The following is an 18624-nucleotide window of genomic DNA, read 5'->3' as shown; positions in this document are numbered from 1 at the left end:
CTCCGGATTATAGCTTCTGAAATTGTAGTTCATGAGGCCCTCAAAAAGCAATTATCATGTTGAAATTATATAATATTTTACCGAATTCGGCCTCATTTTGCAACTAATATTTGCGGGACAGACTCTTTAGTGATAATGATCTCCACGCGTCGATTGGCGGCACGGTTTTCACAGGTGTCATTAGGTCTTAAGGGCTGATTTTCCCCATAGCCGCTAATGAAAAACCGGGATGCGGAGAGCCCCATGTCATCGATCAGGTATCTGGCGACCGCGCAGGCACGGGCGGCCGATAGCTCCCAATTGGTTGGAAACCGCTCCGAATGAATGGGCACATCGTCCGTGTGTCCCACAAGATTCACCACATGCCTTGTCTGCCGGAGGATTTCGCCTATTTCCCTAAGCGAGCGTTTGGCCTCGGGCATCAATTCCGCCTTCCCGGTTTCGAAAAGGAGATCGCCCTTCAGGATGATGCTTACCGTCTTATCCGGTGTGAGCTCTATAGAGGCGAATTCCCCCAGGGCCTTGGCACGAACTGTCTCTCGGCTCATATCGTATATCTTCGTCATGCTCAGGTTCGGCTCGGCGAGTCTTTCACGCCGGTGGCCCATCACCCCCTCCTTCACTAAAGGGGGCAGGATCATTCCTCTCTTTGGCTCCTCGGACAACGCTTGCTGTTTTGAGGCGGAAAAGACATACAGAACGGCAAAAAATATAAACATGGTCATCATCAAATCCGACCATGACACTGACCAATGCAAACTTTTCCCTGGTCGGCTACCTGGAAAGAGGCCATCCTTTTCCTGAAAAGGTGCTCCAATCAGATCTTCGTCATCCAACGCCGTTGAAATAGAGGGGCAAACCTCTGTCGGATTTTCGCCGATGGCCGCCCCTTCAAACATCCACTCCAGATCCCGGGCCTCCACATCCAATGAAAAATACGGGCTGGGGCCTTCGGAATCCGAAAAGGTTAATGCATCCAACGAGTTACCACAATGTTGATCGTTAAAACCCGTTTTCTCTTCATTGGCCAAGTTCCGGATCTCCCTTCTTAGCATGATTGGACGAATTCCATGGGCAGATCTATTGGCCTGCCCGCTGATAAGATCTTTTCTTGCGAAACCGGTGCCAAATGGGCAGGTGAAGCCAAGATGCCCGGTTGGTGCCTGAATAGGCCAAACAGGGAGATGGCGGAAACCAAGGGCAAGGAACATTTTTCCTCTCGCTTTTTCTGGCCTGGAAATATTTTCACTCCCCCCCTCTCTCTCCCACAGCAAAAGCCAAGAAAACTACGGAGACTTCCGTTAAACTGTTCAAAGAAACATCCCCTTCCTGTGAACGGTTGCCATCTGTGCCCCCTGCCGCAGAAGCGGTTTGCCTTTTGCAGGGTTTCGATCGCGGACCAAATTGCACTGCCTCTCCGGTCCGCGATGAGTGAGCTTTGAAACCCGGAAAAAGGCAACCGCTTCAAGGCAGGATATAACGGGTTCACCGGATATTTACATAGAATCTATGGGCTATAATTTTTGGCAGACTGGAAATATATTGCAATTTCATTAAAATACACAAAGACTCCTTTCTGCCATCGATAGGGTTCGGGGTGATAAAAAATTTTGAGGAAAGTCCGCCTAATAGGATCTTGGAATAGTTCAAGGAACAGCCAATCAAGTCATTTTAGATTCGTAAGCTGTTATGAATCAACATTCCCTGACTTCATGGTGCCCCCGGCAGGATTCGAACCTGCGGCACCAGGATTAGGAATCCTGTGCTCTATCCCCTGAGCTACGGGGGCCGTAAGCGGAAGAGCGATAACATAGTGCGTATATTACTGTCAAGTTCAATACATGGTAATCTCCTCTTTCAAAAATAAGATAATCCTGAACACCGAACCTGTGGACATCCATAAATTAAATCCCAGAAATCTCCTTGCCATAGAGACATCCTGTGATGAAACTGCAGCTGCGGTCCTGAGGGATGGCAGGCATCTGATGAGCAATATAGTGGCCTCTCAGGCTCACATCCACAAGGAATACTGGGGGATCGTTCCTGAATTGGCCTCAAGGCACCATCTTGAAGACATAGTAAGGGTCGCGGAAAAGGCGCTCCTGGAAGCGAATACGGATATGTCCGCAATAGATGCCGTGGCAGTTACCCAGGGCCCCGGGCTTGTGGGTTCGCTTGTTGTCGGGCTGTCCTTTGCCAAGGCCCTGGCAATGGCCCGCGGCATTCCCCTGACAGGCGTGAACCACCTTCACGCACACCTGTCTTCTGTGTTACTGTGCAAACACACACCATCATTCCCCTTTGTGGGTCTTGTGGTGTCAGGCGGCCATACAAACCTCTATGTGGTCAATGATTTTCTTTCGGCGGAGCTTTTGGGCCAAACCAGGGATGATGCTGCAGGTGAGGCCTTTGACAAGGTGGCGAAAATGCTTGGACTTGAGTATCCCGGAGGCCCCATAATCAGCCAACTTGCTGAAAAAGGAGATCCCCGTGCCTTTTCGTATCCAAGGGCCAGGCTTCCGAAAACACCTTTTGACTTCAGCTTCAGTGGTCTCAAGACATCTGTTTTGACTTCGATCAGGAAATTATCCGGACAGGGCCCGTTACCTGTCCAGGATATCTGTGCCTCGTTTCAGGAGGCAGTTGTCGACGTGCTCGTGGAAAAAGTTTTATTTGCTGCAAAAAATTATGATATAACCAGGATAGCGGTAACAGGAGGAGTTGCAACCAATTCCAGGCTCAGAGCCAGGATGGGCGAGGAAGCACGGAAACTTGGCTGCAAGGCCTATTTCCCATACCCTGAACTGTGTACTGACAATGCCGCAATGGTTGCCTTGACGGGTTATCATCAGATAAGGGCCGGGATCCTGATCAGGGAAGATGCAGATGTCTACTCAAGGCTTCCGATCTGAACAGAATGCCTCGGTCCGGGTAAACTCACATGGGAGAGCTTGTCCCTGTTAAAAAAAGAAAAAATATTCTCCGCCACGCAAAAAGAGACAAAGGGATCAGTCCCGGGAGAACCGTAAGATATCAGTGGCTTCGTTTAGTGAGGCTGAGAGGGGATCCATTCATTCTCGCGCGGGGTATCGCTATAGGGACTTTTATCGGACTTACACCCACAATTCCCTTCCACACCATACTCATAATCTTTCTTTGCGCTGCCGGAAGGGGTCATCTTGTGGCCGGACTCATCGTCAGCCTCATGGTAAGCAATCCGCTTACCATTCCCTTCCAGTACTATGTATCCTGGAAAGTGGGTACCATACTTACAGGCAGCTCGTTTTCCTGGGAACATGTAAAGCACCTCATGGATATGGCCCGTGATGCAAATATATTCGAAGCAGTAAAATTGATATACATAGACAGCTTTAAGTCAATGGGATCTGTGGTGCTCGGAGGCGTAGTCTTTTCCCTTCCGTTTGCAGCAGCATCCTATTTCTCAGCCCTGCATTTATACATCCATCGTCAGAAAAAACGAATGGATCGTATTATTAAAGCCAGCCCTGATGATTCATGACCCGGCAAAGAGATATCCTGCAACCTGGTATCCATAAACCAGGCTTTCCACGGCCGAAACGCTCCCTTGGTCAAAACTTTCTTGTCCATCAAGGCACAATTGAGACCATAGTGAGACTGTCCGGCATACAGCCCGGAGATCGAGTAGTAGAATTGGGTGTAGGGCTCGGGACCCTGACCAGGGAGCTTTCAAAAAAGGCCTCCAAGGTTACAGGCCTTGAGATAGACGAAAGGCTGATCAAATGGGTGCGCGAAAAGCGACCCCTGCCATGGAATGTGGAATTGCGTCATTCGGACATCCTCAGGGTCTCTTTTCAGGGCCTTGCGGAAGAACTGGGAGGCCCCCTCAAGATAATCGGCAACCTGCCCTATAATATTTCAAGCCAGATAATATTTAAGCTGATTGAGGAACGTAATCATATAGACCGGGCTATATTGATGCTTCAAAAGGAAGTAGCCGAGCGCCTCGCATCACGTCCGGGAAGCAAGGCTTACGGAATATTATCAGTAATTACCGGATATTGCGCCGATGTCGCCAGATTAATGGACATACCGCCGGGCCTTTTCCGCCCCCGTACCAAGGTCACCTCTACCTTGGTGCAATTGGAATTCAGAGAGCCTGTTATAGTCGCAACGGATTTCGCACTTTTTAAGAATATTGTCAGGAAGGCATTTCAGAAGAGACGAAAGAAGCTGATAAACGCCCTTAAGGGACTGCCCCCTTTTTCCCAGGACGAAATACTTCATGCGCTGAAGATCTGCGGGATAGATCCGGGATACCGGGCAGAGGTCTTGAGCATTAAAAACTTTGTAACGCTGTCAAATATTCTGGATAAGAACGTGCTTCTTTAAGGTGGGGATCAGGGCAGCGCCGGCACTGCAGGCGGATATTGCATTGGACAAGGAGGAAATATGTGGAGTTTCGGATGGTGGACCACGGGCAGGGATCAGGCAGCCATTGACCTGTTTGAGACAGTACATAATGCCATTAACAATGGAATCATCCCCGGAGAGATCTCATATATGTTTTCTTCAAGGGAGCCTGGTGAAAGCGAATTCAGTGACAGGTTGATGATAAGGGCTGAAGATCGTGGCATACCTGTGGTCAGTCTTTCGGCAGTGCGTTTTCTCCCTGATCTCAGGAAACGGGACCGCGAGGCATGGAGACAGGCCTACCACAAAGGTATCCTTGATAAAATCAGGGATTTTTCGGCCCAGGTGGTAGTGCTCGCGGGCTACATGTGGGTAGTCAGCCCGGAGGTCTGCCAAAAGCTCTCGATTATCAACCTTCATCCCGCGGCCCCTGGAGGGCCTGCCGGCACCTGGCAGGAGGTAATCTGGCAGTTGCTGGACCGGAAAGCTGATAAGACCGGAGTCATGATGCACCTTGTGACCCCGGATCTCGACAAAGGCCCTGCTGTCACCTATTGCTCTTTTCCCATAAAGGGAGATACATGGGATATCCTGTGGGAGCAGCTTGAGCATGAGCTTCAAAGGTCAAGCCTTGAAGAGATAAAGGAATCATATGGAGAATCACAGCCGCTTTTTGCCAGAATCCGCGACGAGGGAGTAAAAAGGGAGCTCCCGCTCATCGTCCATACCATCAGGCTTCTTGCCGCAGGAGATATCTCAATTAAGGATTTCCAGCTTTACGACAAGGCCGGAGGCAAACTGGCCGGACCCTATGATCTTACAGATGCTATTGAAGAATGATTTCGCTGAAAATACCACAATATGCTGCGTTGCTTCGATTTTCCAGTCACTGCGACGTACGCCAAGTACGTCTCATTCCTGAAAAATCTCGCGCCTTGCATCCGGAGCATTTTGAGCGGAATCAGGAATCGATTATTGTCACGACTGCGTAAGCAGCCATACCCTCCCCGTTTCCTGTAAATCCAAGCCCTTCAGTGGTGGTGGCCTTGATATTGATCTGATCTACGGAGACTTTGCAGGCCTCAGAGATATTTTTTTTCATCTCGGCTACAAACGGAGCAATTTTAGGAGATTGGGCAACAAGGGTGATATCGGCATTCCCCAATCTCCATCCTGAAGAGACTATTTTTTGAATTACCTCTTTCAGGAGCTTTATGCTTGAAATCCCAGCATAACGCGGATCGAGGTCCGGAAAATGCCGTCCCAGGTCGCCTAAGGCTGCAGCTCCAAGTATTGCGTCGCACAGGGCATGAGTTATGACATCTGCATCAGAGTGGCCAAGAAGGCCGTAAGGATGGGGAATCTTTACGCCCCCCAGAATAAGGTTGCGACTGCTCACAAGTCTGTGCACGTCATAGCCGAAGCCTATTCGAATCGTATTCATGCCTTTTGAATCGAAGTTATCAGGGCCTCGGCCATCTTGAGGTCTTCCTGACTGGTGATCTTGAAATTGCTGGGGCTGCCTTCAACCACGCCCACGACAACTCCCGCGACTTCCAGGAGTCCTGCTTCGTCAGTAGCCCTTATGCCCTTATCTTCTGCCAGCCTGTATGCGGACTGCAGGTCTTTCTTTCTGCAGACCTGAGGCGTTTGGGCCAGATAGAGACGGGTACGGTTCTGATTCCTGATAACCAGTCCGTCTTCATCCACTACCTTCACCGTATCCCGGACAGGAACGGCAAGGATGGAAGCCCCTACCTCCTGGGCCAGGAAGCACGCAGCCTCTATATGCATCAAGGTCACAAGGGGCCTCGCAGCATCGTGCACCGCTATCCACTCCAGGTCACCATCAACCGCATCCAACCCCGACTTTACCGATTCCTGCCTGGTTGATCCTCCCGGGACCACCTTGACACGGACCCTGCGGATCCATTTTTGTATTATTGCATTGACAGCTCCCTCATCTGAAGGCGGTGCCACCACTATAATTTCATTTATAAGGCTTGACCTGTCAAATTCCTTAAGGCTCCAGGCAAGAATAGGACGTCCTCCCAGGGCGATAAACTGCTTTGGAATCCCTGCACCAAAACGTATACCAGCACCTGCTGCCACAATAATAGCTGAGACTTTCATAGTATTCCCAAGGCCCTTATGGAAACACCTTTCCGGGGTTCAGAATATTTCCGGGATCAAATATCCTTTTTATACCTCTCATGATCTCAAGGCCTCTGTCATCTATCTCCATTTTAATAAAAGGCCTTTTTGTAAGACCAATGCCGTGCTCTCCGGAAATGGTTCCTCCAAGTGCCAGTGTTGCCTCCATGATCTGCATAACAGCGGCATCTCCCCCGAGCTTTTCTTCCTTGTCGCTCAGGTCGAGCAAGAGGTTTACATGAAGGTTTCCATCACCTGCGTGTCCGAAGCTGAGGATTGTGATCCGGGTCTTCCTGCCTATTTTTTCCAGCTCGTTTATCATCTCCGGCAGGCAGCTCCTCGGAACGCATATGTCTTCATTGATTTTGTCCGGGAATCCAAGGCTCCTTATGGAAGGTGACAGGCCCTGCCTGGCTGACCAGAAGGCCTTTGCTTGATCATCGGATTCCGCTACGTGTATATCAATCGCCCCGCAGTTCTTGCAGGAGTTGACCACTTCCCCGAGTTGCCCAGGGATAGATTCCCGGACACCATCCACTTCAATGAGCAACATGGCATCAGCCCTTTCAGGTATTGCAACCGGAAGCTGCCCTGATATCAATTCAATACTCATCTTGTCAAGAAATTCGGCACACCTGGGCAGAATCCTTGATTCGAAAAGGCTTACAACTGTATCTGAAGCCGACTTTGCATCCGGGAAAAACGCGATCAGCATGCCCTCTGCTTCCGGGCCGGGTATGAGCTTCAAGGTGATCCCGGTCACGACGCCCAGCGTGCCTTCAGAGCCTACCATCAGCCTGGTAAGGTCGTATCCGACCACTCCTTTTGCCGTCCGTACGCCTGTATGTATCACGTTTCCGTCAGCAAGCACTATCTCAAGGGCCAGGACATAGTCCCTGGTAACGCCGTATTTTACCGCCCTTGGTCCTCCGGCGCCAGTAGCCACGTTCCCTCCGATAGTGCAAAAATGCATGCTCGCTGGATCCGGAGGATAAAATAGCCCGTATCGTGATACCTCTTCCTGCAACTTTCCCGTAACGACCCCGGGCTCCACCATGGCGGTGAGATCTGCCGGATTAATGGATATTATCCGGTCCATCCTAGTAAGGGAGAGCACAAGCCCGCCGTTGATCGGGACCGATGCCCCTGTAGTACCTGTGCCGGCACCCCTTGGAAATACCGCCAAGCCTTCCTGGTTTGCAAGGAAAAGGACCCGCGAGACTTCTTCAGTAGATCCTGGAAGGACTACGGCCTCTGGAAGAGAGCTGATGCTGCTTGCATCATAGGAATAACATTTGAGATCAGCCGGATCCGTGGAAAAATTCCCAGGTCCCACAATCTCCAAAAACTGCCGAACCAGGACCTTTTTCATTATTAGAGAGGTTACAGGCCTTCAGTTCTGCCATTGCTGTTTTTCAAGTTGATCGACCAGGAATTCCAACTGGTGCCTGAGCTTGCCAGACTCATTCAGTTGTTTCTTAATGCGGTTAACAGAGTGCAGCACAGTGGCATGGTCGCGATTAAATTCTCTCCCAATGGCCTCAAGAGAAGACTCGGTGTAGCGACGGGCAAGAAACATGGCCATTTGTCTCGGCCGTGCAACTGAACTCTTTCTGGATTTTGAGCAGATATCATCCCTGCTCAATTGGTAATGACGGCAGATCATTTCCCGTATAGTTGCGACAGTGATCGCCTTCGGTTCTCCGACCAGATCTTTAACCACTTCTCGAGCCAGATCCATATCAACAGTCTGTCTGAGCAGTGAGGACTTGGTAACAAGCCCGATCACCGCCCCCTCGATTCTTCTGATATCGCCCGTCAGATGCTGGGCAAGAAATTCAATAATCTCTTTCCTGAGACATACTCCGCAATTCGCGGCCTTACGTTCAATAATTTTTTTTCTGGTAGGCAGATCCGGAGGATTTATGGAGGTAATCAGCCCGCTAACCAGCCTCGACCGAAGTTGATCATTCACACTGGGTATCTTTCTCGGGAGTTTGCTTCCGGTAAAAATTATTGTCTTATCCTTGTCCATAAGATAATCAAGGGCCAGTGCCAGTTCTGCCTGGGTCCTTTCTCTCCCTGCAAAGGAATGGACCTCTTCAAGGAGAAGGACGTCACAGTCATTTTGATAGCGGCGCACAAATGCGTCCATTTGGCCGCTTTTTATTGATTTTACGACCTGCGTGGTGAACTCATTGGCAGTGAGATAGCACAGTTTCGTATCCGCTCTGTTTTCAAGTATTTTTTGTCCGACTGCCTGGGTAAGATGGCTCTTCCCGAGTCCTGCATCAGAGTGCAGGTAGATTATCCTGCTGTGATTATCCCATCCATTAGCTGCAGCCCAACAAGCTGAAAAGGCATAGCGATTGCTGTCTCCAACTACAAACTCATTAAAGGTAAAACGTTCACAGAACCGGGGTCTTGTCAGCTCACTGGGGGCAAAGTTTGGAAGGTGTAATTGATCCCGTGCAGCCTCTTTTGCAATTTCGGCAGGAGAAAGCCTTATCTTCCAGGAAGCATGCCCCTCTTGAATAAGTGCGTCGTTTAACAAGTGCAAATAATGCTCCTGGACCCAGGAAGCAAAGAACTGATTGGGGCAGTTGATAATGATAGTGTCGCCATCTGTCTTCCTATAGGTCAGGGGGGCAATCCATAACCGGTAGCTGCCCTCAGGTATCCTGGGGCGAAGAATTTCTTTCAGGTTTTGCCAGACGCTTTCCATTTCTGATTACCTAAAGAAGCAATTGCGGCCTCATCGCCTTTCGGGTGTAAAGTGACCTGACTATGACTTAAATTCTTGGCCAGAGATGGACCTGATTTTCATCTCATTAGCATGAAAATGGTTATAAGGCATTGTTTTTTTGGTTAATTGCCTGAAAGGACCTATTCTTTTCTTCAGGTGCTGAACATTGTTGTTTTACAAATACCTTGATTCTTATAATGAAGCCATATTGCATTGTCAAAGTGGAGAAAGTGTGTTTTCCCTTCGGCCGGCAAATAAGTTATCAACAAGGGCTATCTCTTGAATTTTTTGTTGTTTTTTTTGAAGAATTGTGTAACTTGCGGAGAAAACAAGGTTTTTATTATGCGTAAAAATTCACATAATTTCCGTAAGTTTTCCTGCTGAACAGGTTTTTTCAACATTTTTTTCAAATAACCAAAACTTGCAGATCCTTCGATTTTCGTCTATTTTTTATCTGTAGCTTTTTTAAATACTGCCATAGGAGTACGGATGCAATAATCGGTGCTTTGTCCCGAGGAATGTTGTTGTTTTGGAATAGTGTCTGAATGGAAATCCTTGACAGAAAAAGGTGCCTGGCTCTCCTGCAAGAGTATCGAGTTCCGGAACACATAGTGTCCCACAGTCTCAGGGTGACCCAGGCAGGAATGTTCATTGCGGGTCATCTGAAAAAAGCGGGTGAAAATCTTGATATCGGTCTTGTGGAGGCAGGCTGCCTTCTCCATGATATAACCAAGATGGATTCTGTCAATACAGGGCAGGATCACGCCTTATCGGCCTTCAAGTTGCTTGAGGCCCTGGGGCATCCTGCGACAGCAGATATAGTACGTCAACACGTACATCTTGACTGTAATATTAAGCATAATCCAATGATGACCGAGGCCTTACTTGTGAATTATGCTGACAAGCGAGTAAGGCACGCCTCCATAGTCACATTATCAGAGAGGTTTGAGGACCTGTTAAGGCGTTATGGAAGCACTGCGGAGCGCCGGGAAATGATCAGCAGGCTCCATGATGAGACCTTGGAAATTGAGTCTTTTATTTTTAAAAAGCTGGATATCGGACCTGCCAGTCTGGATGAGCTAAATGTCCTTGACCCGGCAGTGAAAGTGAATGCCGATGGTGAAACCGGAAATTGGAAATTTGAAATTAGGTGATGCATCTACACCCTTATGTTTTTCCCAATTTCCAATTTCACCGCTAAATGTAAACTACTTTTTACTTGTCATGAAGAATGAAAATTTTATTTTTTTACTTATTAGAAAGGGGTAATCATGTCTCATAAACTAAGCTTTTTTGGTCATTCAGCCTTTAGGATAGTGACGGAACAGGATTTGAAGATATGGATTGATCCATGGCTGGACAATCCCCAAGCCGCAGATAAGCCCGATTCATTGGACGCTGATCTCATTCTTATTACTCATGCCCATGAAGATCACATGGGAAACTGTCAGGCAATGGCCAGGTCATCTTCCACCGAAGTAGTGGCAATCCACGAAATACAACAATATCTCCTGATCAGGGGAATTCCGAATGTGACCGGCATGAATATCGGAGGAACTTATATTACAAAGGGAGTCGCGATCACCATGGTATCAGCGCTTCACAGTTCCTCGATCCAGGAAGGCAACGAGATCCTTTACGGCGGAGAGGCCGCAGGCTTTGTGATCCGCCTTGAAGACGGACTCGTTCTCTACCATGCAGGAGACACCGGCCTGTTTGGTGATATGGCCCTGATAGGGGGAATGTATCGGCCCGAGATTGCCATGGTCCCCATAGGAAACCATTATACCATGGGACCCAGAGAAGCGGCCTGTGCCTGCAAATTCCTCAGGCCAAAAAAAGTTGTCCCGATGCACTATGGTTCTTTCCCTGCTCTTACGGGCACTGTAGAGGAATTCGGCAGGGAACTGGTATCCCAGCAAGTTGATACTCAGTTAGTGGAGATGAGGCCAGGGGAGAGCATTTTACTGTAGCTGTGACTGTTCAGGGATTCATGGTTCAAAGGTTAAGGGTTATCAAAGCAACCCCGAACCTTTGAACCTTCATTTGCAGCTTGCTCTCAAGAGCCCGCGTACCGAGTTCCCCAAATATATCGCTGTGGCCTTATTCATGTCATCCGGATAGAGCACATGCTCACTGGCACGGCCTTGCTCCACAAGTTCCTGGCGAAAGGTGCCGTTCAGGAGCCCGCTTGATACCGGAGGGGTGACGAGTCCGCCATTAATTTCCAGAAATATATTGCTGATAGAACCTTCAGTAAGCTCGCCGCGCTCGTTTACAAACACGCAGTCGAAGAGACCGCGGGTCTTGGCCCTTTGGTATTCTTCAGTGAACAGAGGCCTGTATGTGGTTTTGTGATATAAAAAAGGGTCTTGAGAGTCGACTGCCTTTGCAGACAGGTCAAAATAGACCTGCTTTTCCTGCATGGATAGAGCAGAGGCTGAAACAGTCAAAGAACCGTCTCTTCCCAACAACATGCGGACCCGATGGGGTCTTCTTTCAGGGTAGAGGCCTCTTGCGAATTCAGCCAGCTCCCTTCTCACCTTTTTCAGGTCCAGGTAAAAGGCGAAATAATGAGCGGATTGCGAGAGCCTTTCAAGATGCCTTTCCAGCAGGAAGTAGCCCTCTGTGACTTCCTGCTCTCTCCTTACAGGGTCCCACCTCATGGTCTCTATAAGGGAAAAATCCTTCCTTGTTTCACCCTTTTCAAGATGGGGAAAGTAAAGAGGATCTGTCAGGAATCTGGCCTTAAGTCTGCACTCATCGTATTCTCTTGCAGGATCTGAATCTATTGTTATCCCGCTTCCTATCCCGAGCTCTCCTGATTCTCCGTCCAGGACCACTGTCCTGATGGCCACATTCAGCACCGCCCTTCTGCGGGGTGAAATGAATCCTATGGCACCGGTATATACGCCCCTTGGAGAGGACTCGATCTCGGAGATGATCTCCATTGTCCGGATCTTTGGTGCACCGGTCACAGATCCGCACGGAAACAGGGCCTTAAAGATCTCATGCCAGGATGTGCCCGGGCGAATTTCTCCCTCTATCCTGGATGTCATTTGAAAGAGGGTTTCATAGCGCTCAACGGTAAAGATCTCCGGTACCCGGACCGTTCCGGGGAGAGAGAGCCTCCCTATATCGTTTCGAAGCAGATCAACAATCATGATGTTTTCTGCCCGGTTCTTGGGATCATTGGCCAGAAAACGAGCCAGTTCACGATCTTCGTCTATTGTCCTTCCTCTCTTTAATGTGCCCTTCATGGGTTTGGACCAGATCTTTCGCCCTTCCAGGCGAAAGAAAAGTTCCGGGGAGAGGGAAAGGAGCCATTTTTTCCTGTTGCGTATCACCGCCCCGTAAGAAACAGACTGCCGGGCCCTGAGCGACAGATAGAGATCAGATGGAAGACCGGTGTAGTCAAACCTTCCCCTTAAGGTATAGTTGACCTGATAGGTATGACCGCCGGCTATATAGTCCTTTATACAGTCTATAGCCCTGATGTATCGTTCTTTTTCTACCTCCAGTTTCAGAGGTCCTAATTTCTTCCGGATATCCGGAATATTTTTTAAAGGGCAAAAAGGGGCGTCGGGCTTATGAATCCATATCTTCGGGTTCTCAAACACACCGAGCCATACCAGGGGGGCCTTGGGTCTGAGCGCGTCCAGGAGGTGATATAATTTGGGCTCAAGGGCATATCCCCATTCATAGGCCCACCATCCGGCCAGATAGTATCCTCTGTCAATGGCCGTCTCCATGGATTTGTAAAGAGGCTCCAGATCATCAGGGCCGTATGCAGTAAGGATTTTTATTGGATTTAAAAATAGGTATGAGGTATTCTCTTCTCCGGCAACCCTTGAAGTTTCAAGAAATACAAAGCATTCTATATCAGTAAGGCCTTTTAAAATACTTGCTGCATCCAGAGGATAGGGCCTTCCTGTGACATAGGGTAGATTCATGGCCAAATTTTTATCTCCTTGTAAATATCCGGTGAACCCGTGACCCTACATAACCGTTCACGGAAGGGGATATTTCTTTTCACTTCACACTTCAGCCCCTTGTTTTCTTAAGGCTTTTGACATGGGGGATGTCCTGCCCCCTCTGCATTCGCCCTACGCTGCGCTTAAGGCGATGCAGTTTCCCCCACAGCAAAAGCCGAGAAAACTACGGGGGCTTCCGTTATAAACTGTTCAAAGAAATATCCCCTTCCTGTGAACGGTTGCCATCCGCGCCCTGCCGCAGGAGCGGTTTGCCTTTTGCAGGGTTTCGATCGCGGGCCGGATTGCACTGCCTCTCCGGTCCGCGATGAGTGAGCTTTGAAACCCGGAAAAAGGCAACCGCTTCAAGGCAGGATATAACGGGTTCACCGGATATTTACATCTCCTCTTGATCCTATCGTTCCGTAATGGCGGCAAAGGCCGACTGACGCCGGATACCGATGATTACAACGGATTGCAAATTTCCAGGATGTCTTAATCGGTTCCGTAACATTTGATCAAGCCGGATTTCCCGTCTTCTTCCAGCAGCTTCACCTTGCCGAGCCCAAAGCGTCCGGTCACCCATATGTTTGTGAGAAGGTGATTGCTTATAGAGTTTGTGGACCATTGACTCTCTCCACGTGCAAGCACTGCCGGGAGCAGTATTTGATCAGAAAGGTATTTGTCGCAGGCTGCGCCACTGTCCAGAAAGGCCAATAGTCCGGAAACCGCTTCATCAGCAACCTTCTCGGCAGGCTTGCCTCTTGCGCCCAGCCCGGTGAAACCACCATATCTCCCCTGACCGGATATCCAGCAGAACAGGAGGCTGCCCGGGCACATGGCAGATCCCTCCATTTCTTCTACATCTACCTCGATTTCTCTGCCCTCCAAAACAGATTTTACTCGTGCGGACTGCCTTTTCCTGACGTGGCCAGGCAGGCAGGCCGTGGCCGAAATGGCCTTAACGCAGACTCTTTCTCCTCTCCGGGGAACCGGCCTGAAGGAACCGAGACCCTCTGACGGCAGAATTCTTGTCCTTACTATCCCCTCTCCTTTTGGGTAGTAACCCCATCTCTCAAGCTCCATTTCAAATAATATTCCCATGGCAGATACGGCAGGCCTAAATACAAGGTCAATATAGTGAAAGCACGGACTCCACGGGACATGGGTGCCGCCTGTAAAAGTAATCTCAGAAGGGCCGGGGGAAAGGGCCAGAGGAAGAAGTACGGTCTGAAAAACCAGCATGACAGAGCCGGCGGTACCTACGGCAAAGCTATAATTACCCGGTTTTACTTTACCCGGGATAAATACCAGGCGCTGCGAACCGAACTCAGCTCCTTCCAGCCGGGCTCCACATACCGAGGCAGCCGCTTTTACACAAGTCAGATGCTGTGGACGAAGGCCGGGCTTCGGCCTCCTGGCACGAATATTCAGGATTTCAATAGCCTGTCCGGTGATCATGGAAAGGGCCAGGGAGCTCCTCAGAATCTGGCCCCCTCCCTCTCCATAGGAACCGTCGATAATAATCATGTTTTTTTACATACCAGACATTAATAGATTATGATGCTGAGTTACTGAATGCTAAATTTTGAATTATGGAGGAAAAAGTTATAAGATTTTAAATTATTAATTCACCATTCAAAATTCTCCTCCGATGATTAACTATAACATATTCGATCAGGACATGATTTACTCGTGCAAATTGTTTATAATCTTGGAATAATCGTCTGCACCTTGACTGTACAAGTATAAAGAGATATCTGGAGTCAATGGAAATAACTCATAAATATTTATTATTGAGGATGGAGTAATGTGAATCAAGACATCCTTTGCACGTGCATAGATCCGTCAGGGGTTTTTATTTGTGCCCTTCACGAGCCATCTTACAAAGTTGTAAACCTCAGGCGGACTGAAACTTTGGCCGTGCTGGGCCATGATTCAGACGGCAATGCAATTAATAACCGGGTCAACTTCCCCAGGGGCGACCTTGTTATCAACAATGCCGGCAAAGTCTATGAGATCCCGAATGCCTTTCCTTTCTGGGGTGCCACATACATACTTTATGATCAGGCAGAGCAATTTTCAAAGGACCCGAAAAGACTCGGATTCAGGAGAAGCGACGAGGGGTCCGGCAGGCGTTCGCCATTACTGGAAGACCTGTTGAATGGGCGCTTAAAGGGTTCGAACGAAAGGGCTTATTCCCTGAAAGACCTCCCGAGGCCCGTTCTCTTGTCCCTGGCCCAGACATCCAGGGACAGCAGGCTCCTCAAGGCGATGGCACATTTGGCATGTAAGTTTGAGCTTGACGACAGCGGGAACCCGGTTGGCGTGAAATATGAGTATGACGAACTGGGCCATCCCAAACCGGTCCTATTTGACCAGGAACTCTTTGATGTGATTGGTAACAATATGGCCTGTCCATATAATTATAAGCTTGCCATGGTATTAATTCCAGGGATTCAGGGAAGCAGCCCGATTGTCGGCGAATATGCATCCGGCTGCAAGACACACGTATGGGAATATCTCAGGGCAGACAGCTATATTCCATGGGGTCATTATGCATCTAATATGGCTCATGACTGTGTGAGGTACAGGGCAGCGGAACTGCTTCCCGATGATATAACGGGCCTGCGTCACCTCTATTACCAGCGGGTCTATACTCAAATGGCCGTCAATCTCGATATTGCGAAGGGAATTTCCCGGGAAGGCAGGAACACTTTGCCGGTCGCTGAGATTGAATCCATGAGACAGTCAGTGCTGAAGGAAGTTGCAAAGAGGCTTGAGAGCGGAGAGGGCCTGCCTTATACAGCCACCCTTTGGGGCTGGAACTACGGCTTTGATTTCTCTCCATCAGGATACAGATTACATGCATCCCACCAACAGATTCACCAGCAGTTTGCCCTTATACCTCCCAATGTGAAATCAGTGGATACAGGGGGTGCCGGCTCAAAATCAATCTCTACCTATGCAGTAGGAGATCAGGTGGCCCGCTTTTCCGCTCTTTACGAAAAGGCCTGTGGACACCCCTTTTTTAAGACATATTTAAGGGCAATCCGTTCCAACAAAAGATTGGACGGGAAAAAAGACCTGCCATCAAGTTTGATTGTTCACGAGGATGAAAACGTCATGATCCATATCCCCAAGGCCCAGCGCTTCCATGGCGAGGTCCAGATTATGACCACTTGTCCGGTGGGTAATGTGCTTGAGGCGGACCCGGAGGTCCGAAAGTCACTGGATAAGTGCATCGAGCTCGTAATCCGGACCCTGGACTGTATGGGGGCCCAGATGGTCACGGGCTATGAGATCTCAAAACGTTTCGACAATCCGGATATGGACCAGCGTCTCTTTTACTGCTTTCTGCCCAGAGCATCCCGTTCCCCGGGTGCTTTCAGCGAAAGGCAGGAAAGATGGATCACAGGTCACTACCCGGAAGATTACGCAGAGGCCTTCAGGAATGCAATGAAATCAGTCCAGCCTGACTGAGGGGAACAGTTTCTGATCCGTATGAGGCAGGAACAGGCAGGAGACATAGTGTTCCATGAACCTCGGGTTATCGCTTAGGTCAAAGTGTGTCATCATCTGAGCGACCTCGTGCAGCTCTTTCATAACAGACCGGGAAACAGCCGAGGCCTTTGCCCCGAGGAGAGAGCTGTTGCCTGCGAAAAAGAATCGGTCCCTTGGAATATCCGGAAGGAGTCCTATGGTGATGGCCTGGTCAATATCCAGGTAGCTTCCAAAATTGCCGGCCAGTATTACCCGTTCCAGGTCCTCAAATCCCATACCCACCGATTCCAGCAAAGTAAAATAACCGGCAAACATGGCACCTTTTGCCCTGATGAGATTCTCAATGTCTGCCTCTGTAAACACAATATCCTGACCTATGGAAGTGGATTCCGCCTCTATTACCACGTATTCCCAGCCATCCCTGCCAAAGCGGACCCTTTTCGTCCCCAGGCCGGTATGAAACTTTCCCTGCTGATCCAGCACACCTGCCATGAAAAGGCCTGCAAGCAGGCTGATTATGCCTGATCCGCATATTCCCTTGGCCTTTCTGCCGCCAATGGTCAAGACCATGGGTTCAAAAGTCCCGGGATGTATGTACACCACCTCCACTGCCCCTGTGGTGGCTCGCATGCCGTGCTTTATGCCGCCCCCCTCAAAGGCAGGACCTGCAGAGCAGGCTGCACAGGCCATCCAGTCCTGATTTCCAAGGACGATCTCTCCGTTTGTCCCTATATCTATGAAAAGCGTAAGTTCCGGGCGGCGGTTAAGCCCTACGCCTACTACTCCGGCCACGATATCCGCACCGACGTAACTGGCAACACAGGGGCCTAAAAACACGCGCACGTGCTCAGGAACATTTATGCCTGACTCTATGGCCCTTACCGGAGGGAATCGGGTGGCGACAGGAGTATAGGGCTGGGTCCTCAAAAAACGCGTATCAAGTCCAAGAAGAAGATGAATCATTACGGTATTTGCGGCAACAGTAATCAGACTCAAGGCGTCCTTCCCCCGGTCCGCATCTGAAAGGAGTTCTCCTATGAGCCCATTGAGGCATTCGGCTATCTTTTTTTGCAGGGTCTTCAGGCCCTCTTTTCTTCTGGCAAACTCCATCCGGGAGATGATATCTTCCCCATAACTGATCTGCGGATTGTAATTGGATGCCTCTGCCAGGACCGCTCCGCTCCCGAGATCCAACAACTGGGCCGACACCGTGGTAGTCCCTATATCCACGGCCACGGCAAGATGCTGGTCCGTTGCATCACCAGGCTCCACACGAATGAGGCGACGGACGTCTTTCTTTGCTCCTTCCATTAAGCTGACAGTGACTCTCCAGTCTTTGTTCCGTATCGATTCCGGCAAATTAAAGAGAATCTGGCTGTCTACCTCCATTGAAATCGCCTGGAGCCTGCCCTGGACAATCTCGCGCATCAGCCTGTCGAGGTCGCTTGCACTGTCCTGAAGGCTTGGCTGGGGCAGGTTAATAACGCGTTTTCGCACAGCAGGATGCAGCTTCCAGGTTACAGGCTCTTCCTGGGCCTTGATCCAGGATGCAGCCTTTCTGGCCATCGGCCGCCTGAGTACCTTTCGGTCCATTTCATATTCAACTGGTACACGGACCACCACGTCTGAGACCGGAAAGGTGGCGCAGGCCTTCCATCCGCCTTCCGGCAGGGCCTCTCCCCGGACCCGGCCCCGTTCCAGAAGAATGCGGCACTTGTTACATACCCCTGCCCCACCGCATAAGGAATTGATATATACACCGGCCCTCATGGCTATCCTCAGCAGATTTTCATCCTGGTTCGCTTTTACGGTCATATTGGCTGGCAAAAAGGTTACTTCAGGCATAATTAATCCTAT

15 protein-coding genes and 1 tRNA gene are annotated in these 18624 nt (G+C 49.6%); 7 read left to right on the top strand and 9 right to left on the bottom strand.

The genetic code is table 11. The features are described from left to right. Positions 1-92: 92 nt before the first annotated feature. Positions 93-1274, bottom strand: a complete 1182-nt coding sequence (locus C4B57_06890; protein PXF54587.1) for a hypothetical protein — start codon at positions 1272-1274, stop codon at positions 93-95. A gap of 439 nt (positions 1275-1713) precedes the next feature. Beyond that, positions 1714-1789 (bottom strand) — tRNA-Arg (locus C4B57_06885). Between the two features lie 52 nt (positions 1790-1841). Here C4B57_06885 and tsaD point away from each other — a divergent pair. Genes tsaD through C4B57_06865 form a run of 4 tightly spaced genes read left to right on the top strand, consistent with a single transcriptional unit; the run spans position 1842 to position 5232 of the window. After that, positions 1842-2912 (top strand): tRNA (adenosine(37)-N6)-threonylcarbamoyltransferase complex transferase subunit TsaD, encoded by a 1071-nt coding sequence (gene tsaD, locus C4B57_06880; GenBank protein PXF54586.1) that lies wholly within the window; start codon positions 1842-1844, stop codon positions 2910-2912. 29 nt (positions 2913-2941) lie between these two features. Next, entirely contained in the window at positions 2942-3520 is a 579-nt protein-coding gene (locus C4B57_06875; GenBank protein ID PXF54585.1) for a hypothetical protein, read from the top strand. After that, positions 3517-4371, top strand: coding sequence for a ribosomal RNA small subunit methyltransferase A (gene rsmA / locus C4B57_06870; GenBank protein ID PXF54584.1), 855 nt, complete (start codon positions 3517-3519; stop codon positions 4369-4371). Before C4B57_06875 ends, rsmA begins: the two co-directional genes overlap by 4 nt. Before the next feature lie 60 nt (positions 4372-4431). Then, entirely contained in the window at positions 4432-5232 is an 801-nt protein-coding gene (locus tag C4B57_06865; protein ID PXF54583.1) for a formyl transferase, read from the top strand. A gap of 121 nt (positions 5233-5353) precedes the next feature. On the opposite strand, the gene C4B57_06860 is transcribed toward C4B57_06865, so the two are convergent. The 4 genes from C4B57_06860 to dnaA are packed head-to-tail and all read right to left on the bottom strand — an operon-like array spanning position 5354 to position 9271. After that, the gene (locus C4B57_06860; protein PXF54582.1) at positions 5354-5836 is read right to left on the bottom strand and encodes a 2-C-methyl-D-erythritol 2,4-cyclodiphosphate synthase; all 483 of its coding nucleotides are present in this window, start codon (positions 5834-5836) and stop codon (positions 5354-5356) included. Continuing rightward, the gene (ispD, locus tag C4B57_06855) at positions 5833-6525 is read right to left on the bottom strand and encodes a 2-C-methyl-D-erythritol 4-phosphate cytidylyltransferase (GenBank protein PXF54581.1); all 693 of its coding nucleotides are present in this window, start codon (positions 6523-6525) and stop codon (positions 5833-5835) included. Before ispD ends, C4B57_06860 begins: the two co-directional genes overlap by 4 nt. 16 nt (positions 6526-6541) lie before the next feature. Continuing rightward, complete coding sequence (locus tag C4B57_06850; GenBank protein PXF54580.1) at positions 6542-7918, bottom strand: glycolate oxidase subunit GlcD; 1377 nt, start codon at positions 7916-7918, stop codon at positions 6542-6544. Positions 7919-7939: 21 nt separating this feature from the next. Then, positions 7940-9271 carry a chromosomal replication initiator protein DnaA gene (gene dnaA, locus C4B57_06845; protein ID PXF54579.1) on the bottom strand — a complete coding sequence of 444 codons (1332 nt, stop codon included), beginning with the start codon at positions 9269-9271 and terminating at the stop codon, positions 7940-7942. Positions 9272-9837: 566 nt separating this feature from the next. On the opposite strand from dnaA, the gene C4B57_06840 reads away from it, so the two are divergent. Next, the gene (locus C4B57_06840; protein ID PXF54578.1) at positions 9838-10446 is read left to right on the top strand and encodes a hypothetical protein; all 609 of its coding nucleotides are present in this window, start codon (positions 9838-9840) and stop codon (positions 10444-10446) included. A 117-nt stretch (positions 10447-10563) separates the two neighbouring features. After that, the gene (locus C4B57_06835; GenBank protein PXF54577.1) at positions 10564-11265 is read left to right on the top strand and encodes a metal-dependent hydrolase; all 702 of its coding nucleotides are present in this window, start codon (positions 10564-10566) and stop codon (positions 11263-11265) included. A 69-nt stretch (positions 11266-11334) separates the two neighbouring features. Here the strand turns inward: C4B57_06835 and pabB are convergent, their stop codons facing one another. Both pabB and C4B57_06825 read right to left on the bottom strand, forming a co-directional pair. Further along, positions 11335-13245, bottom strand: a complete 1911-nt coding sequence (gene pabB / locus C4B57_06830) for an aminodeoxychorismate synthase, component I (protein PXF54576.1) — start codon at positions 13243-13245, stop codon at positions 11335-11337. A gap of 513 nt (positions 13246-13758) precedes the next feature. Next, positions 13759-14793, bottom strand: coding sequence for an RNA 3'-phosphate cyclase (locus C4B57_06825; protein PXF54575.1), 1035 nt, complete (start codon positions 14791-14793; stop codon positions 13759-13761). A 282-nt stretch (positions 14794-15075) separates the two neighbouring features. Between C4B57_06825 and C4B57_06820 the strand changes: the two genes are divergently transcribed. Next, positions 15076-16746 (top strand): hypothetical protein, encoded by a 1671-nt coding sequence (locus tag C4B57_06820; GenBank protein ID PXF54574.1) that lies wholly within the window; start codon positions 15076-15078, stop codon positions 16744-16746. Here the strand turns inward: C4B57_06820 and C4B57_06815 are convergent. Beyond that, the gene (locus tag C4B57_06815; protein ID PXF54573.1) at positions 16729-18612 is read right to left on the bottom strand and encodes a ferredoxin; all 1884 of its coding nucleotides are present in this window, start codon (positions 18610-18612) and stop codon (positions 16729-16731) included. The two genes, C4B57_06820 and C4B57_06815, sit on opposite strands and share 18 nt — an antisense overlap. Positions 18613-18624 lie beyond the last annotated feature (12 nt).

Source organism: Deltaproteobacteria bacterium, assembly GCA_003194485.1.
Classification (GTDB): Bacteria; Desulfobacterota; Dissulfuribacteria; order Dissulfuribacterales; family UBA3076; genus UBA3076.
Note: the sequence above shows the minus strand (reverse complement) of the source record. Positions and strands in the feature narration are given on the sequence as shown.

Bases quoted from the DNA above. Each gene is read 5' to 3' on its own strand.
- dnaA (PXF54579.1), bottom strand. From the start codon at position 9,271: ATGGAAAGCGTCTGGCAAAACCTGAAAGAAATTCTTCGCCCCAGGATA.
- ispD (PXF54581.1), bottom strand. From the start codon at position 6,525: ATGAAAGTCTCAGCTATTATTGTGGCAGCAGGTGCTGGTATACGTTTT.
- C4B57_06865 (PXF54583.1), top strand. From the start codon at position 4,432: ATGTGGAGTTTCGGATGGTGGACCACGGGCAGGGATCAGGCAGCCATT.
- C4B57_06875 (PXF54585.1), top strand. From the start codon at position 2,942: ATGGGAGAGCTTGTCCCTGTTAAAAAAAGAAAAAATATTCTCCGCCAC.
- rsmA (PXF54584.1), top strand. From the start codon at position 3,517: ATGACCCGGCAAAGAGATATCCTGCAACCTGGTATCCATAAACCAGGC.
- C4B57_06825 (PXF54575.1), bottom strand. From the start codon at position 14,793: ATGATTATTATCGACGGTTCCTATGGAGAGGGAGGGGGCCAGATTCTG.
- C4B57_06835 (PXF54577.1), top strand. From the start codon at position 10,564: ATGTCTCATAAACTAAGCTTTTTTGGTCATTCAGCCTTTAGGATAGTG.
- pabB (PXF54576.1), bottom strand. From the start codon at position 13,245: ATGAATCTACCCTATGTCACAGGAAGGCCCTATCCTCTGGATGCAGCA.
- C4B57_06815 (PXF54573.1), bottom strand. From the start codon at position 18,612: ATGCCTGAAGTAACCTTTTTGCCAGCCAATATGACCGTAAAAGCGAAC.
- C4B57_06840 (PXF54578.1), top strand. From the start codon at position 9,838: ATGGAAATCCTTGACAGAAAAAGGTGCCTGGCTCTCCTGCAAGAGTAT.
- C4B57_06850 (PXF54580.1), bottom strand. From the start codon at position 7,918: ATGAAAAAGGTCCTGGTTCGGCAGTTTTTGGAGATTGTGGGACCTGGG.
- C4B57_06860 (PXF54582.1), bottom strand. From the start codon at position 5,836: ATGAATACGATTCGAATAGGCTTCGGCTATGACGTGCACAGACTTGTG.
- tsaD (PXF54586.1), top strand. From the start codon at position 1,842: ATGGTAATCTCCTCTTTCAAAAATAAGATAATCCTGAACACCGAACCT.